Annotated in this window: 26 protein-coding genes; 13 read left to right on the forward strand and 13 right to left on the reverse strand. The window is 68.5% G+C overall.

The features are described from left to right. Nucleotides 1–22 precede the first annotated feature (22 nt). Nucleotides 23–334 carry a hypothetical protein gene (locus tag ACFQ7F_RS20840; protein WP_383272446.1) on the reverse strand — a complete coding sequence of 104 codons (312 nt, stop codon included), beginning with the start codon at nt 332–334 and terminating at the stop codon, nt 23–25. A 276-nt stretch (nt 335–610) separates the two neighbouring features. Here ACFQ7F_RS20840 and rpsF point away from each other — a divergent pair, with 276 nt between their 5' ends. The 4 genes from rpsF to rplI all read left to right on the forward strand — a co-directional run bounded on the left by rpsF (nt 611) and on the right by rplI (nt 2,367). Continuing rightward, the gene (rpsF, locus tag ACFQ7F_RS20845) at nt 611–901 is read left to right on the forward strand and encodes a 30S ribosomal protein S6 (RefSeq protein ID WP_006604399.1); all 291 of its coding nucleotides are present in this window, start codon (nt 611–613) and stop codon (nt 899–901) included. Between the two features lie 80 nt (nt 902–981). Then, nucleotides 982–1,608, forward strand: coding sequence for a single-stranded DNA-binding protein (locus ACFQ7F_RS20850; protein ID WP_383272448.1), 627 nt, complete (start codon nt 982–984; stop codon nt 1,606–1,608). A gap of 57 nt (nt 1,609–1,665) precedes the next feature. Then, the gene (rpsR, locus tag ACFQ7F_RS20855; protein ID WP_003949403.1) at nt 1,666–1,902 is read left to right on the forward strand and encodes a 30S ribosomal protein S18; all 237 of its coding nucleotides are present in this window, start codon (nt 1,666–1,668) and stop codon (nt 1,900–1,902) included. A gap of 18 nt (nt 1,903–1,920) precedes the next feature. Then, nucleotides 1,921–2,367, forward strand: coding sequence for a 50S ribosomal protein L9 (gene rplI, locus ACFQ7F_RS20860; RefSeq protein ID WP_383272450.1), 447 nt, complete (start codon nt 1,921–1,923; stop codon nt 2,365–2,367). An 88-nt stretch (nt 2,368–2,455) separates the two neighbouring features. Here rplI and ACFQ7F_RS20865 read toward each other — a convergent pair whose 3' ends face one another. Beyond that, entirely contained in the window at nt 2,456–3,793 is a 1,338-nt protein-coding gene (locus ACFQ7F_RS20865) for an MATE family efflux transporter (RefSeq protein ID WP_383272452.1), read from the reverse strand. Between the two features lie 460 nt (nt 3,794–4,253). Between ACFQ7F_RS20865 and dnaB the strand changes: the two genes are divergently transcribed. Further along, nucleotides 4,254–5,732, forward strand: coding sequence for a replicative DNA helicase (gene dnaB / locus ACFQ7F_RS20870; RefSeq protein ID WP_383272453.1), 1,479 nt, complete (start codon nt 4,254–4,256; stop codon nt 5,730–5,732). Nucleotides 5,733–5,906: 174 nt separating this feature from the next. Here the strand turns inward: dnaB and ACFQ7F_RS20875 are convergent, their stop codons facing one another. Beyond that, nucleotides 5,907–6,173 (reverse strand): hypothetical protein, encoded by a 267-nt coding sequence (locus ACFQ7F_RS20875; protein WP_383272455.1) that lies wholly within the window; start codon nt 6,171–6,173, stop codon nt 5,907–5,909. A 68-nt stretch (nt 6,174–6,241) separates the two neighbouring features. Here ACFQ7F_RS20875 and ACFQ7F_RS20880 point away from each other — a divergent pair, with 68 nt between their 5' ends. Continuing rightward, nucleotides 6,242–6,472 carry a hypothetical protein gene (locus ACFQ7F_RS20880; protein ID WP_383272457.1) on the forward strand — a complete coding sequence of 77 codons (231 nt, stop codon included), beginning with the start codon at nt 6,242–6,244 and terminating at the stop codon, nt 6,470–6,472. Between the two features lie 143 nt (nt 6,473–6,615). Further along, the gene (locus ACFQ7F_RS20885) at nt 6,616–7,110 is read left to right on the forward strand and encodes an SgcJ/EcaC family oxidoreductase (RefSeq protein ID WP_383272458.1); all 495 of its coding nucleotides are present in this window, start codon (nt 6,616–6,618) and stop codon (nt 7,108–7,110) included. Between the two features lie 112 nt (nt 7,111–7,222). Here the strand turns inward: ACFQ7F_RS20885 and ACFQ7F_RS20890 are convergent, their stop codons facing one another. Both ACFQ7F_RS20890 and ACFQ7F_RS20895 read right to left on the reverse strand, forming a co-directional pair. Continuing rightward, nucleotides 7,223–7,789, reverse strand: a complete 567-nt coding sequence (locus tag ACFQ7F_RS20890) for a dihydrofolate reductase family protein (protein WP_383272460.1) — start codon at nt 7,787–7,789, stop codon at nt 7,223–7,225. A gap of 326 nt (nt 7,790–8,115) precedes the next feature. Beyond that, nucleotides 8,116–8,715 (reverse strand): CGNR zinc finger domain-containing protein, encoded by a 600-nt coding sequence (locus ACFQ7F_RS20895; RefSeq protein WP_383272462.1) that lies wholly within the window; start codon nt 8,713–8,715, stop codon nt 8,116–8,118. A 158-nt stretch (nt 8,716–8,873) separates the two neighbouring features. On the opposite strand from ACFQ7F_RS20895, the gene ACFQ7F_RS20900 reads away from it, so the two are divergent. Together ACFQ7F_RS20900 and ACFQ7F_RS20905 are read left to right on the forward strand one after the other, a co-directional pair. Continuing rightward, entirely contained in the window at nt 8,874–9,662 is a 789-nt protein-coding gene (locus ACFQ7F_RS20900) for a haloacid dehalogenase type II (protein ID WP_383272464.1), read from the forward strand. Nucleotides 9,663–9,783: 121 nt separating this feature from the next. Next, the gene (locus ACFQ7F_RS20905) at nt 9,784–11,166 is read left to right on the forward strand and encodes a serine hydrolase domain-containing protein (protein WP_383272466.1); all 1,383 of its coding nucleotides are present in this window, start codon (nt 9,784–9,786) and stop codon (nt 11,164–11,166) included. Between the two features lie 84 nt (nt 11,167–11,250). Here ACFQ7F_RS20905 and ACFQ7F_RS20910 read toward each other — a convergent pair whose 3' ends face one another. Together ACFQ7F_RS20910 and ACFQ7F_RS20915 are read right to left on the reverse strand one after the other, a co-directional pair. Beyond that, nucleotides 11,251–11,703 carry a GNAT family N-acetyltransferase gene (locus ACFQ7F_RS20910; RefSeq protein WP_383272467.1) on the reverse strand — a complete coding sequence of 151 codons (453 nt, stop codon included), beginning with the start codon at nt 11,701–11,703 and terminating at the stop codon, nt 11,251–11,253. A 56-nt stretch (nt 11,704–11,759) separates the two neighbouring features. Continuing rightward, nucleotides 11,760–12,218, reverse strand: coding sequence for a MarR family winged helix-turn-helix transcriptional regulator (locus ACFQ7F_RS20915; protein WP_383272469.1), 459 nt, complete (start codon nt 12,216–12,218; stop codon nt 11,760–11,762). A gap of 140 nt (nt 12,219–12,358) precedes the next feature. On the opposite strand from ACFQ7F_RS20915, the gene ACFQ7F_RS20920 reads away from it, so the two are divergent. Together ACFQ7F_RS20920 and ACFQ7F_RS20925 are read left to right on the forward strand one after the other, a co-directional pair. Beyond that, nucleotides 12,359–13,567 (forward strand): MFS transporter, encoded by a 1,209-nt coding sequence (locus ACFQ7F_RS20920; RefSeq protein ID WP_383272471.1) that lies wholly within the window; start codon nt 12,359–12,361, stop codon nt 13,565–13,567. A 98-nt stretch (nt 13,568–13,665) separates the two neighbouring features. After that, the gene (locus ACFQ7F_RS20925; RefSeq protein WP_383272473.1) at nt 13,666–14,091 is read left to right on the forward strand and encodes a heme-binding protein; all 426 of its coding nucleotides are present in this window, start codon (nt 13,666–13,668) and stop codon (nt 14,089–14,091) included. Nucleotides 14,092–14,188: 97 nt separating this feature from the next. On the opposite strand, the gene ACFQ7F_RS20930 is transcribed toward ACFQ7F_RS20925, so the two are convergent. Further along, a complete protein-coding gene (locus ACFQ7F_RS20930) occupies nt 14,189–15,058 on the reverse strand; it encodes a GNAT family N-acetyltransferase (protein WP_383272475.1) in 870 nt (289 codons plus the stop codon). A 5-nt stretch (nt 15,059–15,063) separates the two neighbouring features. Continuing rightward, a complete protein-coding gene (locus ACFQ7F_RS20935; RefSeq protein WP_383272503.1) occupies nt 15,064–15,630 on the reverse strand; it encodes a DUF2269 domain-containing protein in 567 nt (188 codons plus the stop codon). A gap of 76 nt (nt 15,631–15,706) precedes the next feature. Here ACFQ7F_RS20935 and ACFQ7F_RS20940 point away from each other — a divergent pair, with 76 nt between their 5' ends. Then, nucleotides 15,707–16,339: an HAD family hydrolase gene (locus ACFQ7F_RS20940; protein ID WP_383272477.1), complete on the forward strand. Its 633-nt coding sequence runs from the start codon at nt 15,707–15,709 to the stop codon at nt 16,337–16,339. Between the two features lie 394 nt (nt 16,340–16,733). Further along, nucleotides 16,734–18,332 (forward strand): globin domain-containing protein, encoded by a 1,599-nt coding sequence (locus ACFQ7F_RS20945; protein WP_383272479.1) that lies wholly within the window; start codon nt 16,734–16,736, stop codon nt 18,330–18,332. Nucleotides 18,333–18,367: 35 nt separating this feature from the next. Here the strand turns inward: ACFQ7F_RS20945 and ACFQ7F_RS20950 are convergent, their stop codons facing one another. The 4 genes from ACFQ7F_RS20950 to ACFQ7F_RS20965 form a co-directional block, all read right to left on the reverse strand. Then, nucleotides 18,368–18,850: an NUDIX domain-containing protein gene (locus ACFQ7F_RS20950; protein WP_383272481.1), complete on the reverse strand. Its 483-nt coding sequence runs from the start codon at nt 18,848–18,850 to the stop codon at nt 18,368–18,370. Between the two features lie 59 nt (nt 18,851–18,909). Next, a complete protein-coding gene (locus ACFQ7F_RS20955; protein WP_383272483.1) occupies nt 18,910–19,815 on the reverse strand; it encodes a LysR family transcriptional regulator in 906 nt (301 codons plus the stop codon). A gap of 239 nt (nt 19,816–20,054) precedes the next feature. Then, nucleotides 20,055–21,269: a cystathionine gamma-lyase gene (locus tag ACFQ7F_RS20960; protein ID WP_383272485.1), complete on the reverse strand. Its 1,215-nt coding sequence runs from the start codon at nt 21,267–21,269 to the stop codon at nt 20,055–20,057. Next, entirely contained in the window at nt 21,266–21,763 is a 498-nt protein-coding gene (locus ACFQ7F_RS20965; protein ID WP_383272487.1) for a low molecular weight protein-tyrosine-phosphatase, read from the reverse strand. Before ACFQ7F_RS20965 ends, ACFQ7F_RS20960 begins: the two co-directional genes overlap by 4 nt. Nucleotide 21,764: the final 1 nt, after the last annotated feature.

The raw sequence follows: 21,764 nt of genomic DNA on the forward strand, positions 1-21,764 counted from the left end.
CGGCGGGGGCGTCGAGAGGCGGCTACCAGAGCCCGCCGAAGAGTCCGCCGTGGGCCATACCCAGGAAGAATCCGACCGCCGATGCGCCGAGCCCGAGGATCAGGCCGAAGCGCTCGCGGGTCGTCTCGGAGATGAACTGTCCCCACGCACCCGTGGCGATCCCCACCAGGCCGGCCCATGAGCTGAGCAGGTGGAGGTTGTGGAACATCGCCGTGACGAAGGCGATCGCTCCCAGGATCAGGGTCACGCCGAGCAGCGTGTCCTGCATGGGATGGCCCTTGCCGTCCGTGGCGAAGAGGGAACCAGCGGTGTTCGGTCGCAATGTCTGTGCCATGAGGCACCTCCTGCGTAAGGCGGCGCATCGTAGCGCCATACACACCCGATGTGTACAGATTCTGCCCCTCCGCCGCCGGATTTCAACCGGAAGCCCAGGTGCGGGTAGTCTGTACCGTCTGCACCGGTGTCTGCCCAGGCCATGGCAGGGACTCCCGATCGGTCTAACGGTCGGGGAGCCCGATTGTCAGTGGCTGCCGATACCGTTGCGTACGCATCACGACCCTCCTGCCACGGAACGACCGTGGCCGCTGAGTCCAAAGGAGGTGGGTTCCACATGCGTCACTACGAAGTGATGGTCATCCTCGACCCCGATCTCGAGGAGCGCGCTGTCTCCCCGTTGATCGAGAACTTCCTCTCCGTTGTCCGTGAGGGCAACGGAAAGGTTGAGAAGGTCGACACCTGGGGCCGTCGTCGTCTCTCGTACGAGATCAAGAAGAAGCCCGAGGGCATCTACTCGGTCATCGACCTGCAGGCCGAGCCTGCGGTCGTCAAGGAGCTCGACCGCCAGATGAACCTGAACGAGTCGGTCCTCCGGACCAAGGTCCTCCGTCCCGAGACCCACTGAGCTTCCCAGCTCAGCGGTACTCGGGATCCGAGTAGCAGCAGCAAAAGCAGCCAGCAGCAAACCCGCCGAGAGGTTCCCCCATGGCAGGCGAGACCGTCATCACGGTTGTCGGCAATCTTGTCGACGACCCCGAGCTGCGCTTCACCCCGTCCGGTGCGGCGGTCGCGAAGTTCCGTGTCGCGTCCACTCCCCGCACCTTCGACCGTCAGACCAATGAGTGGAAGGACGGCGAAAGCCTCTTCCTCACCTGCTCGGTCTGGCGTCAGGCGGCGGAGAACGTCGCGGAGTCGCTTCAGCGAGGCATGCGCGTCGTCGTGCAGGGCCGGTTGAAGCAGCGGTCCTACGAGGACCGTGAGGGCGTCAAGCGCACGGTCTACGAGCTGGACGTCGAGGAAGTCGGCGCCAGCTTGAAGAACGCCACGGCCAAGGTCACCAAGACCACTGGTCGAGGTGGCCAGGGCGGCGGATTCGGCGGCGGCGGTGGCGGCCAGCAGCAGGGCGGCGGCAACTGGGGCGGCGGCTCCGGTGGCGGCGGTCAGCAGCAGGGCGGCGGCGGTGCTCCCGCCGACGACCCCTGGGCGACCGGTGCGCCGGCCGGCGGCGGCCAGCAGCAGGGCGGCGGCGGTGGCTGGGGCGGAAGCTCCGGCGGCTCCTCCGGCGGCTCTGGTGGCTCTGGCGGCGGCTACTCGGACGAGCCCCCCTTCTAGGCCTCAGGGCCAAGGGTGGGCCGTTCCCACACTTCTTGATCAAACAGGAGAGAACACATGGCGAAGCCGCCTGTGCGCAAGCCTAAGAAGAAGGTCTGCGCATTCTGCAAGGACAAGGTCACGTACGTGGACTACAAGGACACGAACATGCTGCGGAAGTTCATTTCCGACCGCGGCAAGATCCGTGCCCGCCGCGTGACCGGCAACTGCACGCAGCACCAGCGTGACGTCGCCACGGCCGTGAAGAACAGCCGTGAGATGGCGCTGCTGCCCTACACGTCCACCGCGCGATAAGGGAAGGGTGACCGACTAATGAAGATCATCCTCACCCACGAGGTCTCCGGCCTCGGCGCTGCCGGCGAGGTCGTAGACGTCAAGGACGGCTACGCCCGCAACTACCTGATCCCGCGGAACTTTGCGATCCGCTGGACCAAGGGTGGCGAGAAGGACGTCGAGCAGATCCGTCGTGCTCGCAAGATCCACGAGATCGCGACCATCGAGCAGGCCAACGAGGTCAAGGCCCAGCTCGAGGGCGTCAAGGTCCGTCTGGCCGTCCGCTCCGGCGACGCCGGTCGTCTCTTCGGTTCCGTCACCCCGGCTGATGTCGCTTCGGCGATCGCGGCCGCCGGCGGTCCGAAGATCGACAAGCGTCGTGTCGAGCTCGGCGCGCCGATCAAGACGCTGGGCGCCCACGCGACGTCCGTGCGTCTGCACCCCGAGGTTGCCGCTCAGGTCAACATCGAGGTCGTCTCCGCCTAAGCACTGCGCTTGGCAGAGCTGAAGCAAACGTTGGGCCGCACCCTCTGGGTGCGGCCCAACGTGTTTCACGTGAAACAGAGCTCCGGGATCAGCGGGTGGCGCCGGTGACGATCCAGTGTCCGGAGCGCGTACGCAGCCACAGGGTCACCATGCGGACCGTCATCATCAGCGTCATCGCTCCCCAGACGGCGGTCAGCCCGCCGCCGAAGGTCGGGACGAGGAGCGCCACCGGAGCGAAGACCGCCAGTGTGGCCAGCATCGCCCAGGCCAGATACGGGCCGTCGCCCGCGCCCATCAGTACGCCGTCGAGGACGTAGACGATGCCGCAGACCGGCTGGGAGATGGCCACCACCACAAGTGCGGGCAGGGCGGCGTCCTGGACGACCGAGTCGCTGGAGAAGAGCGGGATGAACAGAGGCCGGGCGAGGACGACCAGCACGCCGAGCAGGACCCCTGAGCCGATGCCCCACTGCACCATGCGGCGGCAGACGTCACGCGCACCCTGGGGATCGTTCGCGCCCAGATAGCGGCCGATGATCGCCTGGCCGGCGATGGCGATGGCGTCGAGCGCGAAGGCCAGCAGGCTCCACAGGGACAGAATGATCTGGTGGGCGGCCACATCGGCGTCGCCGAGGCGTGCGGCCACCGCGGTCGCGATCATCAGGATCGCCCGCAGCGAGAGCGTACGGACGAGAAGCGGAGCGCCCGCTTGTGCGCAGGCCCTGATGCCGGCCGCGTCGGGGCGCAGCGAGGCGCCGTGGCGTCTGGCTCCGCGTACGACGACGAAGAGGTACACGGCGGCCATCGCCCACTGGGCGATGACGGTGCCCCAGGCGGAGCCGGCGATGCCGAGGCCGGCGCCGTAGACGAGGCCCACGTTGAGGACGCCGTTGGCGACGAAGCCGCCGATCGCCACATACAGCGGGGTCTTCGTGTCCTGCAGTCCACGCAGGACACCGGTGGAGGCGAGCACGATGAGCATGGCGGGAATGCCGAGCGAGGAGATGCGGAGGTACGTGATCGCGTACGGGGTCGCGGTGTCCGATGCGCCGAAGAGCTCCACGAGCGCGGGTGCGGAAGGAAGGACGACGGCGATGACAGCGGCCCCGAGCAGGGAGGCGAGCCAGATGCCGTCCATGCCTTGGCGGATGGCGGACTGGAGATCTCCGGCGCCCACCCGGCGGGCGACGGCGGCCGTCGTCGCGTAGGCGAGGAAGACGAAGACACTCACGGCGGTCATGAGGAGCGCCGAGGCGACTCCGAGACCGGCCAGTTGTGCGGTGCCGAGGTGGCCCACGATGGCACTGTCGGCCATCACGAAAAGAGGCTCGGCGACGAGTGCGCCGAAGGCGGGAACGGCGAGTGCGATGATCTCTCGGTCATGCTGTCGCCGAGTGGTCTTGGTCGCCGCGGGAGCCTGTGTCATGGACACCAATCTAATCTTCCACAGGTAAGAGATGCAACGCTCGACAGACCCTTACTAGGTCTCGAGTAGGACACTCTTCGAAGCGCTGTTTGGCACGATCTTGGTCCGACTGGGGAAGTTTTTCTTCTGCACAGCCGGTGGATGGGAAAGTTGCAGGTCAGAGCATGTTTGTGAAGAAGGCTGAGTGCTTGTTCACAGGCCTGTCCACCGAGCCGTGCACAGGTTTGGCGGGGTTCTCCACAGCAACGCGCCCGTCATCCACACCGCCTGTGGATAACCAGATTGGCTGACGGTGGCCGCGGGCCTACCGTGGTGCGGCGCCCCCCTCGTGATCCGACCTCGGAAAGCCCGTAAAACCGACGCGTCAGAACCGGAGTTGGGCCGCTCATTTGTCAGTGTCGTGCCGTAAGAAAGAAGGGCACGGCTAGGTCCGCTCGGCGGACGTGAGGGAGGTGGCCCGGTGAGTATTTCCGAGCCCTTGGACGACCCCTGGGCCGACAGCGGTCCCAGTGACCGTCTGCCCGCCTCCCGCCAGCGCCGCGATGGAGGCAAAGGCCGCGACGAGCAGCACGAGCGCGGCCGTGAAGGCGGCGGCTGGGACGGCGGAGGCACCGCCTTCGAGCGCGTACCGCCGCAGGATCTCGACGCCGAGCAGTCCGTGCTCGGCGGCATGCTGCTCTCCAAGGACGCCATCGCCGATGTCGTCGAGGTGCTCAAGGGCCACGACTTCTACCGGCCCGCGCACGAGACGATCTACACGGCGATCCTCGACCTGTACGCCAAGGGCGAGCCGGCCGACCCCATCACCGCGGCGGCCGAGCTCACCAAGCGCGGCGAGATCACCAAGGTCGGCGGGGCCTCGTATCTGCACACACTGGTGCAGACGGTGCCGACGGCGGCGAACGCCGAGTACTACGCGGAGATCGTCCACGAGCGGGCGGTCCTGCGTCGCCTCGTCGAGGCGGGTACGCGCATCACGCAGATGGGGTACGCGGCCGACGGCGACGTCGACGAGATCGTCAACAGCGCCCAGGCCGAGATCTACGCGGTCACCGAGCAGCGCACCAGCGAGGACTATCTGCCGCTGGGCGACATCATGGAGGGCGCGCTCGACGAGATCGAGGCGATCGGTTCGCGCAGCGGCGAGATGACCGGTGTGCCGACGGGCTTCACCGACTTCGACTCGCTGACGAACGGCCTGCACCCCGGCCAGATGATCGTCATCGCCGCCCGCCCCGCCATGGGTAAGTCCACGCTGGCGCTCGACTTCGCGCGCGCCGCGTCCATCAAGCACAACCTGCCCAGCGTCATCTTCTCCCTGGAAATGGGGCGCAACGAGATCGCGATGCGTCTGCTGTCCGCGGAGGCGCGGGTGGCGCTGCACCACATGCGCTCCGGCACGATGACGGACGAGGACTGGACGCGGCTCGCACGCCGGATGCCCGAGGTCTCCGCGGCTCCGCTCTACATCGACGACTCCCCGAACCTGTCGATGATGGAGATCCGCGCGAAGTGCCGCCGTCTCAAGCAGCGCGCGGACATCAAGATGGTGATCATCGACTATCTGCAGCTGATGCAGTCCGGTGGTTCCAAGCGGGCCGAGAGCCGTCAGCAGGAAGTCTCGGACATGTCGCGAAACCTGAAGCTGCTCGCCAAGGAGCTGGAAGTCCCGGTCATCGCGCTCTCGCAGCTGAACCGTGGCCCCGAGCAGCGCACGGACAAGAAGCCCCAGGTCTCCGACCTGCGTGAATCCGGCTCGATCGAGCAGGACGCGGACATGGTGATCCTGTTGCACCGCGAGGACGCGTACGAGAAGGAATCGCCGCGCGCGGGCGAGGCGGACATCATCGTGGGCAAGCACCGTAACGGCCCGACGGCGACGATCACTGTTGCCTTCCAGGGGCACTACTCGCGCTTCGTGGACATGGCGCAGACGTAGCAGGTCGCCTTCGCCGGCCCCAACGGTCGCCAGCGACTCGAACGCTTCGCAGCAGCCCTGGACCATCCGGGAACCGGCGCTGTGTGCGGCCGGCGACGAGGAGTTGGTGGAGGCGTTCGAGTGCGGCGATGGGGGCGGCTCGCTCTGTGTCGTCCGCCCCGGCCAGCGCATTGGTCAGGGCCTTGTCGGCGCGTCCGGCCCGGCGCTGTTGGCTGGCGCACCGGTCGCCCAGGGGTCGGCCGCGGTGGCGACCCAGCTGCGGCCGACCAGGGCCCGCACGCTGGTGGAGACGCGGCTTTGGGCCAGGCCGGAGCGTTTGGCGATGTCACCTACGGCGCTGCGGCCGTTCAAGAAGAGGTCTCGATCGCCCTGATCCAGGTCCACCGCGACCCGGCTGACTCCCGCCTGGTCACGCGACCCGGCTGACTCCCGCCTGGTCACGCGACCCGGCTGACTTCCGCCTGGTCACCGTCGCGGGCTGGCCCTACGCCGCACTGTGGACGGTCGCGATGGCCCTGCGCATGGGGTTCGCCTACGGCTCGACCCACTGGTTCACCCATGACCTGGCGACGTTCTCGATCCAGCACCAGGTCCCGGCCGCCACCTACGGCACCGCGTTCGTCCTCATGGTCTTGGCCATGATCACCGTCCGAACCGCCGGCGTCCTCATCCGCGCCCGCCTCGCAGGCGCCACCGTCGACTTCGGAGCGCTGGGCATCGCTCGACGCTTCGCCCGCTGAGCAGGTCTCCTGAGAACCCCGGGCCTCCGTCTTCTCGAACGACCTGGCATCCCAGCAGGTCAGCGCCCGTGAAGTCACCTGGCAACTGTCAGGTCAGCGAGAGGAGTTGACCTCAACGTAGGTTGAGGTTCTAGGTTGCCGCCATGGACACCACGAACTCCACCCTCCCTGCCAACGAAGCCAACGAAGCCAACGAAGCCGACGAGGCCAACAAGGCCAACAAGGCCAACAAGGCCAACAAGGCCAACGAAGCCGACGAACAGCGGATCCGCGAGTTGGTCGCGCGGTCCCAGGAGGCGCAGACCAACCCGGACGTGCTGCCTGCGCTGCACGCCGCAAACATGGTGATCGTCAACCTGGCCGGACGGCGCCTCTTCGGGCGTGATGCCTTCGCTTCGGCCATGGCCCAAGCGCTCTCTTCCCCGCTCAAGGACGTCCGGACCTCGCTGGAGGTCGACGACATCCGGTTCACCACCCCTGACGTCGCCATCGTCAGCCTCACCAAGACCGTCTACGACGAACGGTACGAGGCAAAGGGCTCGTCAGAGCTGCCCTCGGTCGGTGTCATGACCTACGTCTTGACCCGCCAGGGCGACGATTGGCTCATCGCCCTGGCTCAGACGACACCGGTCCAGTGAGCGGCCGCTGAGCCGACCAGGGGGCGATCGGATGCGCTGCGACAGGACAGCCGTATGCGACAAGACAGTCGTATACGACATCACCGTGAGACCGGCGCATGGGTGCTGCTGCTCAGCGCCTCGTCTCGTACCTGGTCAGGACCACGCCGCCGGGTAATGTCCGCGTCTCCACCAGATTCAGGTTCACCCAGCTGTCCAGCGCGGTGAAGAACGGCGTGCCGCTGCCCACCAGGACCGGATGGGCGGCGATCGCGTACTCGTCGATCAGCCCGGCGCGCATGGCCGCCCCGGCGAGCGTTGCGCCGCCGATGTTCATTGGGCGGCCGTCCTCGGCCTTGAGCCGGGTGATCTCGGCGATCGCGTCGCCGGTGACCAGGCGGGTGTTCCAGTCGACCTTGTCGATCGTCGAGGAGAACACCACCTTGGGCGTGTCCCGCCAGTTCCGCGCGAACTCGATCTCCGCCGGAGTGGCGTTGGGCTGCTGGTCGCCGGTCGGCCAGTAGGAGCTCATCGTCTCCCACAGCTTGCGCCCATACAGCGACAGGCCACTCGCCTGCTCGTGGTCGAGCCACCACTGGAACAGCTCGTCGCTCGGCGGTCCGCCCCAGCCGATGTCGTCGCCGGCCGCGGCGATGTAGCCGTCCAGGGTCAGGTTCATGCCGTAGATCAGTTTCCGCATGGCCCAGCCTTCCGTCCGTGGGTGTCCGACGTATAGACAGACCAGCGCGGCGCGGGAAACTCATCGGTGCGCGATCTGGGCTCGCCGGTAGTCCTCGTGCTCGGGGCTCAGCGTGGTGTACTCGGCCGACACGGGCAAACCGCCTGATCCTGCCCTCGACCTCGACCTCGACCTCGACCTCGACCTCGCCCTCACGAGAAAATGCCACGGATTAGAGACTGATCATGGGTGGCAAGGCCGTGAGACAGCCAAGAACGCCCAAGTCACGCAAGATCGACATGTCACGAGCGGCGAGACCCCACAGCATCGCCCGGGCCGGGGGTACGTCATGGACGGCCCCGAGGCGTCGGTACCCGGCCCTTCTTGGGATCGAGCCCCTGTGCGGCGGCTTGCCCGGCTTGCCTGCGGGCTCGATACGCTGAGGCCTTTACGCGGTTGCCGCAACTTTCCATACCGCACCAGGTACGACGTGCACCTCGGGAGCGGTCCAGGTAAAGACGTGTGCAGGCCGCACGTCCGCACTCCTTCAAGCACGCGTGGAGGTCGGCGAGCACGGCGATCCCGCTGCGTGCGACGTGGGCCTGTGCTGCGCGGAGATCTCCCGACAAGTGCAAGCCGTCGTCGCTGAGTTCGACCGTGGGAACCTGCCCGGCAGCGGCCTCATTGACGGTATCCAGGGCGGCCTGCGTGAAGCGGCGACTGTGCATGCGATCAAGCGCCAGCTGATAGATCGCCTCACGGAGCTCCAACACTGCGGTGAAGGCCGCGGCGTCGACGGTCACCTGGGCGGGCAGCTCGTCGCATTCGCTGATCCAGTCCTCGAGATCGGCGGCGGTCATCAGCAGGTCGACAGACTTGTCCCGACGGGACTCCACGGTGCCGACGAGGTCCAGAGCCGGGTTGCCACTCACGAATGCGAACTTCACGTCACCATCTTGACCAGTGACGTGAAATCGCGCAACGATCGTCACTGGCTAGACCGGTGACGCGAAGAGTCAGTGACATGAAGGACCGATACCGAGTCCGACGACCACGGCCACGGCCACGGCCACGGCCACGGCCACAACCATGATCAGGAGGCTGGATGCCCGAGGAACGCCGCATCGAGGCCGTCGTCTTCGACGTCCTCGGAACGATGGTCGACGAACCAGGCGGACTGCGAGCCGCCATTCGCGACGCGGTACCCGCGTCCGACGGCGCGTCCGACGGCGCGTCCGACGGCGCGTCCGACGGCGCGTCCGACGGTGCGTCCGACGGTGCGTCCGACGGTGCGTCCGACGGTGCGTCCGACGACGTGTCTGTCGACCGCCTGCTCACCGTCTGGCAGGAGCATGTTGCGCACGAGCAGCAACGCATGGAGACGGGAAGCCGGGCCTACGCCAACACCGAGATCATCGACCGCGAGGCGGCCCACCGCGTAGCGGACCGTATCGGGCTCACCGACCCGGAGATCATCGAGCGTCTTGCCACCGCGGGCCGGCGCCTGGAGCCCTGGGGCGACTCCCTCGCGGGACTCACGCGCCTCGCCCGGCGATTTCCGGTCCTTGCGCTTTCCCACGCCAGCCGTGCGGCTCTGCTCGGTCTCAACGCAAACGCCGGGCTGCGCTGGCACCAGGTCTTGTCCGCTGAGGATGCCCGGGCCTACAAGCCCGCGCCGGAGGTCTACCGGCTCGCGCTTGACGCGGCAGGATGCCGGGCAGATCGCGTGCTGATGGTCGCCGCCCACGCCTGGGACCTTCGCGGAGCTCAGGCAGTGGGAATGCGCACCGCCTACGTTCAGCGACCCGGTGGAGATCCTCCGAAGTCCTCTGACACCTTCGATTGGCGGTCCAGCAGCCTGGATGAGTTGGCCACCGCGCTGACGGCGGCATAGAAACGCCCGGGTGGTTGTGCACGACGTGGCCACGTTCCTCAAAGCCACGGGTACGCGTTCCGCGTAGCGCGGCCGGCGGAATTCGCTCGACGCGTGGCTTCTTCGCGGGTGGACTGGAGCCATGACATCACCCCGTGAAGAGCTCTTGCCCACTACCCGCCGAGCCCTGCTGCACCGCGTCGCCACAGCTCAGGCGGAGGGGCGGGCGCCCTCGCTCGTCGCCTCGGTACTCAGGGACGGCGAGTTGCTGTGGACAGAGGGGCGCACCTGCGTCGAGGGGCACGCACCGGACGAGAACGTGCAGTACCGCATCGGCTCGATCACCAAGACCTTCACCGCCGTCCTGGTGATGCGGCTGCGCGACGAGGGGGCCCTTGACCTCTCCGATCGTCTGGACAAGCACCTTCCGGGCACGGCTGCGGGAGACGTCACCATCGTGGAACTCCTCGCGCACACCAGTGGGCTGGCGGCGGAGACCCCCGGGGAGTGGTGGGAGCGTACGCCTGGGTCGCAGCGCCCCGAGCTCGGGGACGTACTCGGTGAGCAGCCCTTCAAGCACCCCACCGGTCGCCGCTTCCACTACTCCAACCCCGGCTATACGTTGCTCGGTTCGCTGATCGAGGTGCTGCGGGGCGACTCGTGGGAAGCCGTGCTGCGCCGCGAGGTCCTGGAGCCGCTCGGCCTGGACCGTACGAGTGCGCAGCCGCAGGCGCCGTACGCGGGTGGCTGGGCCGTCCATCCGTGGGCGGACGTGATGATGCCCGAACCGGCCGAGGACCTGGGCCTCATGGCTCCCGCCGGGCAGCTGTGGTCCACGACGGCGGATCTGGCTCGCTTCGCCGCCTTCCTCCTGGAGGGCGACGACCGGGTGCTGTCCGCGGATTCGGTACGGGAGATGCGGGCGCCCGCATCTCCCGCACAACCGGGGGACTGGAACGTGACGTACGGCCTGGGTACGCAGCTGATCCGTGGGGAAGGGCGCACCCTGGTCGGGCATGGGGGCTCGCTGCCGGGCTTCATGGCCGGGCTGTGGGCGAGCGAGGAGGACGGCCTGGTGGCGGTCACCCTGACCAACTGCACCTCCGGGCCTGCCGTGACGGCATTGGCCTTCGACCTGCTGAAGATCGTGGCCGAGGCCGAGCCGCGCATCCCTGCGGCATGGCGGCCCCTGCCCGAGCTGGACGAGGCTCTGCTGGTGCTTGCGGGGCCCTGGTACTGGGGGACGAACGCCTTCGTGCTGCGGCCGCAGGTAGGCGGGGCAGTCGAGCTGTCGCCCCTGGCGGGTGGTGGCCGCAGGTCGCGGTTCAGGTCGAACGGTGACGGCACGTGGACCGGGCGCGACGGCTACTTCGCCGGGGAGGTTCTGCGGGCGGTGCGGCGGCCCGATGGGACGGTGAGCCATCTCGACCTGGGCTCGTTCTTCTTCACGCGAGAGCCGTACGACGCGGGGGCTCCTGTACCGGGTGGGGTGGACCCGGAGGGGTGGCGCGGGCTTTCTCTCTGAGCGCCCTCAAGGACCTGGTGGGGCCTCGTGTTTCACGTGAAACACGACGCCCCACCGGTACGTCACGACACGGCGGCGGCAGTTTCAGAGCTGCAGCTTGAAGCCCACATGTGATGCCGTGAACCCGAGCCGTTCATAGAAGCGGTGGGCATCGGTGCGGGAGGCGTCGGAGGTCAGCTGCACCAACTGGCAGTTCTGGCGCCGGGATTCATCGACGGCCCACTCGATGAAGCGGGTGCCGAGGCCGCTGCCACGCTCGTCGGCGTGGATGCGTACGCTCTCGATGATCGACCGAGTCGCTCCCTTCCGGGACAGGCCCGGAACGATCGTGAGCTGGAGCGTGCCTATGACGCGTCCCTCGCGCACGGCGACGACCAGGTGCTGGTTCGGATCGTCGGCCAGCCGCTCGTACGCGGTGAGGTACGGAGTGAGGTCGTCCGGCGACTCGCGCGTGCTGCCCAGAGGGTCGTCGGCGAGCATCTCCACGATGGCGGGGATGTCGTCGGTGATCGCCGGGCGTATCTCAAGATCTCCCATGAGGGCAGCCTATGCAGCCGCCCGCTTCTGGGGCAGCCACTGCTCCCACAGCAGTCCTACGCCGGTACGCGCACCGCTTCCACGGCCCTGACCAGCGGTGCCAGCTCCGGGTTCAGCGCCGCTTCGTCGAGCGCTTCGCGCAGTGCGGCGTCATTGGTGGGGCGTGCCTCGGCGAGGAGCGCGGCGCCCGACTCGCTGACGTCCGTGTAGATGCCGCGGCGATCCGTGGGGCACAGGTAGCGGGAGAGCAGTCCACGGTCTTCGAGCCGGGTGACCAGGCGCGTGGTGGCGCTCTGGCTGAGGACGACGGCGTCGGCGACCTGCCTCATCTGCAGATGGCCGCCCTCACCGTCGTGCTGGCGGCTGAGGACATCGAGCAGGGAGTACTCGCGCACGCTCAGGTCGTGCTTGGCCTGTAGAGCGCGCTCGATGTGGGTCTCGATCTTCCCGTGGAGCAGGGAGAGCGTGCACCAGCCCTGCGCAAGGGCGGTCAGTGCGGGGTCCGTCGCTGTCATGGCTCTTGTTCCTCCGTCCCGGAGCGGCTGAGAACCAGGATAGTCCACGAGTGCAATATCCAGCGGTTGCAAGTAACCCGCGTCTGCAACTATTGTGGACGCAAGCTAAGCGCACCTGCAATCGTCTGGAAGGTAGAACCATGCCTCTCGCGCTACTGGCCCTCGCGATCGGGGCCTTCGGAATCGGGACCACAGAGTTCGTGATCATGGGACTCCTCCCTGAGGTCGCGGGTGACTTCGGCGTCTCCATCCCCACGGCCGGTCTCCTCGTGACCGGCTACGCACTCGGCGTCGTACTCGGCGCTCCCTTGATGACGGCCCTCGGCACCCGCATCTCGCGCAAGCGGATGCTGATGCTGCTCATGGGCCTGTTCATCGCGGGCAACCTGCTCTCCGCCGTGGCCCCCGTCTTCGGCGTCATGCTGGCGGGCCGTGTCGTCGCCTCGCTCGCCCACGGTGCCTTCTTCGGCATCGGGTCGGTCGTCGCGGCCGAACTGGTCGCACCGGAGAAGAAGGCCGGGGCCATCGCCATGATGTTCACGGGCCTGACCGTGGCCAATGTGGTCGGCGTGCCGCTCGGCACGCTCGTCGGGCAGACCCTCGGCTGGCGCGTCACCTTCGCCGTCGTCGCGGGGCTCGGTGTCATCGGTCTGGTCGGTATCGCCAAGCTCGTGCCGGACCTGCCCAAGCCCGAGGGCGTACGGCTTCGCCATGAGCTGGCCGCGTTCCGCAACGTGCAGGTGCTGCTCGCCATGGCGATGACGATCCTCGGCTTCGGCGGTGTCTTCGCGGCCGTCACCTACCTCGCGCCGATGATGACGGACGTCGCCGGCTACGCGGACTCCTCCGTGACCTGGCTCCTCGTCCTCTTCGGCCTCGGCATGGTCGCGGGCAACCTGATCGGCGGAAAGTTCGCGGACCGCGCCCTGATGCCGCTGCTCTACATCTCGCTGAGCGCGCTGGCCGTAGTGCTCGCCCTCTTCACCCTCACCGCGCACAACAAGATCGCGGCAGCGGTGACCATCGCGCTGATCGGCGCCCTGGGCTTCGCCACCGTGCCGCCGCTGCAGAAGCGGGTGCTCGACCAGGCCTCCGGCGCGCCCACGCTCGCCTCGGCCATGAACATCGGCGCCTTCAACCTCGGCAACGCGCTCTCGGCCTGGCTCGGCGGCCTCGTGATCTCCGCGGGCCTCGGCTACACCGCCCCCAACTGGGTGGGCGCGGTACTGGCGGGCTCCGCGCTCGTCCTTGCCGTCGTCTCGGCCACGTTGGAGCGCCGATCGGCCGCTCCCAGCCTGGTCGTCACGGGCACGGCTCCCGTCGAGCAGGCGACGCCCGTCCACCACTGACCCCGGCCCCTTACGAACCGCCGGCACAAGCACCACCGAAACAAGCACCACCGAAACAAGCACTACCGCACAAGCACTACCGCACAAGGAGAACCCCCATGAGCACCACCACCCCCGCCGTCGCCCCGCTGACCACGCAGGACGCCGAGGCACTCGTCACCGCAGCAAGCCGCGCGGCCGAGGCGGCCGATGTCACGGTCAGCGTCACCGTCCTCGACGCGGGCGGCCACCTGCTGGCCTTCCGGCGCGACGACCGGGCCGTGCTGATCTCCGGCGAGACCAGCACCCGCAAGGCGTACACGGCGCTCCAGCTCAACGCCCCGACCGCCGACCTCGTCGACCTGGTCAAGCCGGACGGCCCCTTCCACACCCTGCCCACCGCTCTCGACCGTCCGCTGCTCTTCATCGCCGGCGGCGTCCCGGTCCACCGTGACGGCCGTCTGATCGGCGCCATCGGTGTCGGCGGCGGGGCGCCCGAGCAGGACCACGGCTTCGCCACGGCGGCCGTGGAGGCCCTCGCGTAGTCACGCCACCGCGCGAGGACATCGCGAGGACATGACGAAGGCCCGCCTTCAAGTACCGGCAACCATCCGGAACTTGAGGGCGGGCCTCTGTGTGTGATCAGCCGGCCGCGACCGTCAGCGGCGCGAAACGACGGGTCCAGTCGCCGGGCAGCCCGGGGACGCCGTACGTCATCACGGCGTTGAAGGCGATGGGCGCGAGGCCGCGCACCTTCACCCAGGCGAGCAGCTCTTCATGGCGTACGTCGATGTCGGTGCGCAGCGGTCGGTCCGAGCCCGCGGCGAGCGAGGCGATCAGGGCCTGTGCCGTCTCCGTGTCCCGGGCGATCAGAGGGCCGATGACATGGGTCTCCATGTTCGGCCAGGCCCCCGCGTAGCCGGTGATCGTGCCGTCGGCCTCCGCGACCCTCAGCTGGTCGACGAAGGCGGGAAGACGGGTGAGCACGTGCGTGCGGTCGAGGCCGAAGACCTCGGTGTCGAGACGGACGATCGCGGGCAGGTCCTCCGCGGTCGCCGGGCGGGTGGGGACATCCGGCAGTGGGCCGCCGGGGGTGAACCTGCCGCGGACCATCTCGGCGCTGCCGGTGGTCTTGAATCCGAGCTGCTCGTACAGGGGTCGGCCGTTCGGTGTCGCGTGGAGGGTGAGCGGGGTGGTGCCCGCGCCCTCGAGGACGTACCGCATCAGTCGGCGCCCGAGGCCCTTGCGGGCGTGGCGCTCGGCGACGAGAACCATGCCGATCGCTCCGAGGCCGGGGCGTTCCTGTGGTCCGTACTGGGTCACTACGCAGGCGGCGATGAGGCCGCCACCGTCCGGGTCGTCGATGCCGTAGCCCGTACCGGCCGAGAGCAGCAGCCCCCATTTGTGGTCCTCGCGTGGCCAGCCACGATCCTGCGACAGATCGGCGCAGGCGGTGAGATCACGGAGGGTCAGCCGGCGGATGGGCAGTGCGGAGAGGGAAGGTGTCGACACTCGGGTCAGGCTGTCTGACGCATGTCCTTGGCGTCCACCGGTTTGTGGGGAGAAGCACGTTGGTTTTGGCCACCTTGCTTACGTCCACGTTGCTTCCGTCCACGGCGAGTCAGGCCCCAGGGCTTGAGTACCGAAATGACCGTCATGAAGAGATAGGCGCTCAGGGAGACGATGGGGCCGGCGATCAGGTCGGTCGGGTCCGCCACGGGATGGCCCGCGGACACCGCGGCCACTGTGTCGTTGATGCCCGGACGCAGCGCGAAGGCCGACGCGGCGGTGGTGGCCAGGGTCAGCCAGAACTTCGTGTAGACCCAGCGGTGCTTTGCGAGCCCCCAGGGAGTTCCGAGGGACAGCAGCAGACCGCTCAGCAGCGTGAGCAGGGCGAGCGGGAGCACCAGCCAGTCCGCGAAGAGCTTCATGGAGCGTGCGGCGGCTTCGGTGGTAGAGACCGAATCCGTGGTGATGGGCGCGAGGGCGAGCGCCAGCAGGCCGAGCGTGAGCCCGAGCCAGCCTGCGGCGGCGGTGACATGGACGACGAGGGTGGCCCGGCGAGCGGGGCGGCTTAGTTTCACGTGAAACACGGTGCCGGGAGCGGCGGCCGAAGGCGTCTGACGGCGGGAGTAGCCGTAGGTACTAGCCTCGGCGTACATGGCACGCCTTCACCTCTTCGATCTGGACGGAACGCTGCTGCACGGCACGGCGGCCCCTGTGGAGATCTCGCGACAGCTCGGCCTCGAAGCGGAGATCGCGGAACTGGAACGGGACTTCGTGGCGCGGCGGATCGACTCGCCCCAGTACGCGGTCCGTGTGCACGCGCTGTGGGCAGACCTCACGGACACGCACGTCACAGTGGCTTTCGAGGGGGCGCCGTGGCTGAGGGGAATCCGGGAAACCTGGGCCGAGATCCGGGAGGGCGGGGACTACTGCGCGGTGATCTCGCTGTCGCCGTCGTTCTTCGTGGAGCGGCTGCTCGGCTGGGGTGCGCATGCCGCGCACGGGTCGCGGTTCCCCTCCGTGCCGTTCACCGAGCCGGTGAACCCGACCGGCATCCTCAACGCCGCGGCTAAGGTGAAGATCGCGAAACGGCTCTGTGAAGAGTTCGGGGTGGGGTGGTCCGATTGTGTCGCTTATGGCGACTCGCTCTCGGACCTGGATCTCTTCGGGGCCGTGCCGGTTTCGGTCGCCGTCAATGCGGATCAGCGGCTGGTTGGGCTCGCTACCCACTCTTATGTCGGGCGGGATCTGCGTAGGGCATATGAATTGGTGTGCGGCGCCGGGTAATTGGGTCAATTGACAGGCATCGGCCGCTTAATTCCTGGTGAAGCACGGCAGGACTTGTGTGCCGGACAGCTGCCGGTATGGTCGAGTCCGGTTCGGGCCGGGTGTATCTCAGCGCACCCCTGGGGGGCACGGGCGGAGGTCAACGCAGCCTAACGGGGCGAAGAGATCGAAGACCTGAACTTTCCGTTATGCGACCGGCGTGACGGTGGGGGATGGGACGCTGCGGGGAGATAACTGCGGGCAATGTCACATTTGACACCTACTTGTCCGTAGGTTCCGGTAATTCAAGGTTCAATGTGGCCACATTGGCTGCCGAGGCAGAGCGGGGAACGTAAGCGGCTTCCTTCAGGGAAGTGCACGGACCGACTGAGAGATGTTCGAGGCGAGGCACAGCATGGACGCTCCGACCACCACGTCGACGGGCAACGGCACTTCCGGCGACAGCGGCGGTGGAGGCGGCTGGTTCACCCCACGCAAGACGCCGAAACCGTCGGAGGGCGGCGAGCCGACACGGCCCGAGGGCAGCGAGCCCGAGGCGGCCGAGGGACGCCGGGTGTCCGCCATACGTCCACTGGGCAGGTCCGGCGCGGCCGCACCCACGTCCGCTCAGGAAGCCCGCCCCGCGCGTGAACCCGAGGACGCCGAGGACACGGCCGAGGAGCGAATACCGGCCGCCCGGGGGGCAGCAGAACCCGCGCACGCTCCGAACGCGGCGCAGAGCGCCACCCAGGCCCCCACACCACATCCCGAGCCGCGCTCCGAGCGCGTACCGGAACCACGGCAGCAGCCCTCTCAGGGCCGGCCCGTCCCACAGACGCAGGTGCGGGAGCCGTCTCCACAGGCGCAGGAGCCGTCGCGGCCCGAACCGAAGTTCTCCCCCAGCGGCTCCCCCGACGCTATCCGCGTCCAGCGCACGATGGCTGAAATAGGCCCCGTCGCCGACAAGGTGACCTCGTATTTCTACGCGCTGCTCTTCACACGGCACCCCGACCTGCGCCCCCTGTTCCCCGCAGCGATGGACACCCAGCGTGACCGTCTGCTCAAGGCGTTGCTGACCGCGGCCGAGCACATCGACCACGCCGATGTCCTCACCGCGTATCTGAAGGGCCTCGGCCGCGGACATCGCAAGTACGGCACCCGGCCCGAGCACTACCCCGCCGTCGGTGAGTGCCTGATCGGCTCGCTCAGCCGGTACGCGAGCGCGGTCTGGGACGAGGAGACCGAGGCCGCCTGGGTCCGGACGTACACGACGATCTCCCAGATCATGATCGACGCGGCTGCCGCGGATGAACTGCGAGCCCCGGCATGGTGGTTGGCCGAGGTCGTCTCGCACGATCTCAGGACGCCTGACATCGCTGTCGTCACGGTCCGCCCCGACCAGCCGTATCCCTTCCTGGCGGGCCAGTACACGAGCCTGGAGACGCCCTGGTGGCCGCGGATATGGCGGCACTACTCGTTCGCGTCGGCCCCGCGCTCCGACGGGCTGCTCTCGTTCCATGTGAAGGCCGTCCCGGCGGGCTGGGTCTCCAATGCCCTGGTGCACCACGCACGGCCGGGAGACGTCCTGCGCCTTGGCGCACCCGCCGGTTCGATGACCGTCGACCACACCACCGACAGCGGCTTGCTCTGTCTGGGCGGCGGCACCGGCATCGCCCCCATCAAGGCACTCGTCGAGGACGTCGCCGAGCACGGCGAACGGCGCCCGGTCGAGGTCTTCTACGGCGCCCGCACCGACCACGACCTGTACGACATCGACACGATGCTGCGCCTCCAGCAGACCCACCCGTGGCTCTCGGTCCGCCCGGTCGTCGACGATCACGCCCAATTCCCGCACGCCGTGCGTGAGTACGGCCCCTGGAACGAGTACGACGCCTATCTCTCGGGCCCGCCCGGCATGATCCGCAGCGGCGTGGACGCACTGCGGGACGTCGGTATCCCGGCCGGCCGTATCCGCCACGACTCCGTGGAGGAACTGGTGGCGGTCTCCGACTGAGGCTCAGCCCAGGAGCGGATCAGCCCAGAAGCGGATCAACCCAGATCAGGGGCGTGCATCGCGCGAACGCCCTCGATGTTGCCGTCCAGGTAGTGCCGCAGCGACAGCGGTACGAGATGGACCGAGGCGATCCCGACCCGGGTGAAGGGCACGTGGACGATCTCGTACTCGCCGCAGGGCTCCTCCATCTCGGGGCCGTGTCGCAGTGAGAGGTCCATGGACTCCAGGCGGCAGACGAAGAAGTGCTGCACTTTGACGCCGGTCGCACTGGCGTCCTCGCCGATGTGCTCGATGGTGTCCACGAAGCACGGCACCACATCGGAGATCTTGGCGCCGAGCTCCTCGTGCACCTCTCTATGGAGCGCTTCGACGACGGTCGCGTCCTCCGGCTCCACGCCGCCACCGGGGGTGAGCCAGTAGGGATCGACGCCGGGCTTGGTTCGCTTGATCAGGACCAGGTCGTCGCCATCGAGCAGAATGGCGCGTGCGGTGCGCTTGACCACGGGTCGAACGGTCATGGGAGGAATGTGGCCCGGACTGTTCCACGTGAAACATCGCGAACCAGCCGGAGTCCTGCTCAAGCCCAGTCGACGGCAGCGCGCAGCAGCCACTCGTGCGCCCGCGCGATATGCGGCATCGCGAGTGTGCCGGTGCGTACGGCCAGGAAATACGTGCGCAGCGGGGGCACCGCCGGGTCCAGCAGGGCCACGACCTCGCCACTCTTCAGGGCGGGCGCACACAGGTAACGCGGCAGCACGGCGAGCCCCGCCCCGGTGGCGACGCAAGCGAGCACCGCCCGCAGGTCCGGCACAATGACGGCGCCCGATGCGGCCGGACGGGTGTCGAAGACGGCGGCCCAGTAGCGGGCGACCAGCGGCAGCGACTCGTGCACCTCCACCACCGGCAGGTTCTCCAGCGCGGATGCGCCCTTGCGGCGCAGCTTGCCGAGGCCGATGCGGTCGGCCCAGCGAGGGCCCGCGACCAGCACGTGCTCCTCGTCACAGAGAGGCGTCGCGGTGAGCAGGGTGCCGCGCGGTCGGACCGTGGTGATGGCCAGGTCGTGGTGCCCGGCGGAGAGCCCTTCGAGGACCTCCTCCGCGTTGCCGAACGAGGCGCGCAGCGCGAATCCCTGTCCGTCCTGCCCGGTCAGCGCGGTGAGAGCCGGTAATGCGCGGGCCGCGGTGAACTCCGGAGGCCCCGCGAGGTGGAGGGTGCGTACCGACGAGTCCTCTTCGAGCCCCGTCTCGGCGATCTCCACCAGGGCGTCGAGATGTGGCGCGGCCTTGTGGGCGAGCTCGTCCCCGATGGTCGTGGGGGTCACGCCGCGGGCCTGGCGCAGGAACAGAGGGCGTCCCAACTGCCGCTCAAGGGTGCGTATCTGCGAGGTCACGGCAGGCTGCGAGAGGCCGAGCAGGGCGGCCGCGCGGGTGAAGGAGCCGGCCCGGTGCACGGTCACAAACGTGCGCAGCAGGGCCAAATCCACGGCGATGTCCTCCCCTCCCGGCCCTCGGGCCGCGCCCAACTATAAATATGTCGATAGGTCTCTGTCGCTACTGTGATTGGACACTGACACAGAGTCAACTAGCCTTGTTCGCGCGGTTCTTCGCGCGCAGAACCGGAACGGTCCGAGCCACGAGGGGGGAGGCTCGGACCGTTCGTTGTGCGTAGGACCGGCACCAGCCGGAAGCGGTCCGCACGCACTCAGTGCCGTCAGTCAGTGCGTCAGTCCGCCGACTCGTCCAGCGCACGCAGTACATCCGCGACCAGGTCATCGGTGTCCTCGGCCCCGGCGGAGAGACGGATGAAGCCCTCCGCGACGGCGTCACCGCCCCAGCGGCCACGCCGCTCCGCGGTGGAACGCACGCCGCCGAAACTCGTGGCGTCGTCCACCAGGCGCAGCGCGTCGAGGAAGCGGTCGGCCCGCGCGCGTGAGGGCAGCGTGAAGGAGACCACGCACCCGAAGCGCCGCATCTGCTGCGAGGCGATCTTGTACGAGGGGTCGTCCGGAAGCCCGGGATAGCGAAGCCCGGTCACCTCGCCGCGGTCGCGCAGCGCCTCGGCCACGGCCAGGGCGTTGGTGTTCTGGCGCTCGGCGCGCAGCTGGAGCGTGGCGAGCGAGCGGTGCGCAAGCCAGGCCTCCATCGGCCCCGGGATGGCTCCGACGATCTTGCGCCAGCGCCGTACGGCAGCGGTCAGCTCCGCGTCGCGGCAGGCAACGTACCCAAGGAGGATGTCGCCGTGGCCGGTGAGCATCTTGGTGCCGCTCGCCACGGAGAAGTCGGCGCCGAGTTCGAGGGGGCGCTGGCCGAGCGGCGTGGCCAAGGTGTTGTCGACCGCCACCAGGGCCCCACGCGCGTGTGCCGCGTCGGCGAGGCGCCGTACGTCGCACACGTCGAGGCCTGGGTTCGACGGCGTCTCGATCCACAGGAGCTTGGCGCCGTCCAGGACGTCGAGCTGGGCGTCGCCGCCGGTCGGGGCGGTGCGCACCTCGATGCCGTACGCGGTGAGCTGCTCCCTGACCAGGGGCAGCGCCTGATAGCCGTCGTCCGGCAGGACTACCGCGTCACCGGCGCGCAGCTGTGAGAAGAGCACCGCCGAGATGGCGGCCATCCCGGAGGCGAAGACCAGGGTCTCGACACCTGTACCGAGGGTCCCGTCGCTCCCCTCGCCCTGCCGCTCGACCGGCCCACCCGGCGCCTCGAGCTCGCCGATGGCCTGCTCGAGAAGCGTCCAGGTCGGGTTGTCGTCCCGTCCGTAGGTGTACGGCCCGGTGGGATCGCCCGGCAGGTGGAAGTGCGCCGCGAACACCGGGCCCGGGAGAGTCGGCTCGTGCTTCACCGGCTCGGGGAGGCCGGCCCGCACCGCTCTCGTGCCGTCGCCGAGCCCGGTGCCTGTTCCCGCTCCGGTACCTGCGGCTGTCGCTGCGGAGTCCGTCATGCCGCCCGCCCTTCCCTTGCTTCGCGTACGGCGTCGAGCAGACCGTCGCTCGCCGCCTCCACCATTCTCAGGCACATCTCGAACCCCTCGTCGTCCCCGTAGTACGGGTCGGGGACGTCCAGGTCGCCCAGGTCGACGGCCACGGGGTCGTACGAGCGCAGCAGCCGCACCTTGTCCGCGTCGGCGGGGGTGGGCGCGAGGCGCCGCAGGGTCCGCAGATGGCCGGAGTCCAGGGCGATCACCAGGTCGAGCCGCGAGAACCAGGAGACCTGGAAACGGCGCGCGATGTGATCGCTCTCATAGCCGGCCGCCGTCAGGACGGAGACGGTGCGCGGGTCGGCCCCGTCCCCCTCGTGCCAGCCGTCGGTGCCCGCACTGTCCACCAGGACGAGCCCGCCGAGCCCGTCCTCGTCGACCCGCGCGCGGAAGACGGACTCGGCCATGGGGGACCGGCAGATGTTGCCGGTGCAGACGAAGCACACGGAGAAGGCCATG

Origin of the sequence: Streptomyces sp. NPDC056486 (genome assembly GCF_042795295.1) — a bacterium.
Lineage (GTDB): Bacteria > Actinomycetota > Actinomycetes > Streptomycetales > Streptomycetaceae > Streptomyces.

Coding starts and splice junctions, on each gene's coding strand:
- ACFQ7F_RS20840 (WP_383272446.1), bottom strand. CDS start 334: ATGGCACAGACATTGCGACCGAACACCGCTGGTTCCCTCTTCGCCACG.
- ACFQ7F_RS20960 (WP_383272485.1), bottom strand. CDS start 21,269: ATGACGGACTCCGCAGCGACAGCCGCAGGTACCGGAGCGGGAACAGGC.
- ACFQ7F_RS20920 (WP_383272471.1), top strand. CDS start 12,359: ATGCCTCTCGCGCTACTGGCCCTCGCGATCGGGGCCTTCGGAATCGGG.
- ACFQ7F_RS20905 (WP_383272466.1), top strand. CDS start 9,784: ATGACATCACCCCGTGAAGAGCTCTTGCCCACTACCCGCCGAGCCCTG.
- ACFQ7F_RS20965 (WP_383272487.1), bottom strand. CDS start 21,763: ATGGCCTTCTCCGTGTGCTTCGTCTGCACCGGCAACATCTGCCGGTCC.
- ACFQ7F_RS20950 (WP_383272481.1), bottom strand. CDS start 18,850: ATGACCGTTCGACCCGTGGTCAAGCGCACCGCACGCGCCATTCTGCTC.
- ACFQ7F_RS20880 (WP_383272457.1), top strand. CDS start 6,242: ATGGCCCTGCGCATGGGGTTCGCCTACGGCTCGACCCACTGGTTCACC.
- ACFQ7F_RS20885 (WP_383272458.1), top strand. CDS start 6,616: ATGGACACCACGAACTCCACCCTCCCTGCCAACGAAGCCAACGAAGCC.
- ACFQ7F_RS20915 (WP_383272469.1), bottom strand. CDS start 12,218: ATGACAGCGACGGACCCCGCACTGACCGCCCTTGCGCAGGGCTGGTGC.
- ACFQ7F_RS20945 (WP_383272479.1), top strand. CDS start 16,734: ATGGACGCTCCGACCACCACGTCGACGGGCAACGGCACTTCCGGCGAC.
- rplI (WP_383272450.1), top strand. CDS start 1,921: ATGAAGATCATCCTCACCCACGAGGTCTCCGGCCTCGGCGCTGCCGGC.
- ACFQ7F_RS20900 (WP_383272464.1), top strand. CDS start 8,874: ATGCCCGAGGAACGCCGCATCGAGGCCGTCGTCTTCGACGTCCTCGGA.
- ACFQ7F_RS20925 (WP_383272473.1), top strand. CDS start 13,666: ATGAGCACCACCACCCCCGCCGTCGCCCCGCTGACCACGCAGGACGCC.
- ACFQ7F_RS20865 (WP_383272452.1), bottom strand. CDS start 3,793: ATGACACAGGCTCCCGCGGCGACCAAGACCACTCGGCGACAGCATGAC.
- ACFQ7F_RS20850 (WP_383272448.1), top strand. CDS start 982: ATGGCAGGCGAGACCGTCATCACGGTTGTCGGCAATCTTGTCGACGAC.
- ACFQ7F_RS20890 (WP_383272460.1), bottom strand. CDS start 7,789: ATGCGGAAACTGATCTACGGCATGAACCTGACCCTGGACGGCTACATC.
- ACFQ7F_RS20910 (WP_383272467.1), bottom strand. CDS start 11,703: ATGGGAGATCTTGAGATACGCCCGGCGATCACCGACGACATCCCCGCC.
- ACFQ7F_RS20940 (WP_383272477.1), top strand. CDS start 15,707: ATGGCACGCCTTCACCTCTTCGATCTGGACGGAACGCTGCTGCACGGC.
- rpsR (WP_003949403.1), top strand. CDS start 1,666: ATGGCGAAGCCGCCTGTGCGCAAGCCTAAGAAGAAGGTCTGCGCATTC.
- rpsF (WP_006604399.1), top strand. CDS start 611: ATGCGTCACTACGAAGTGATGGTCATCCTCGACCCCGATCTCGAGGAG.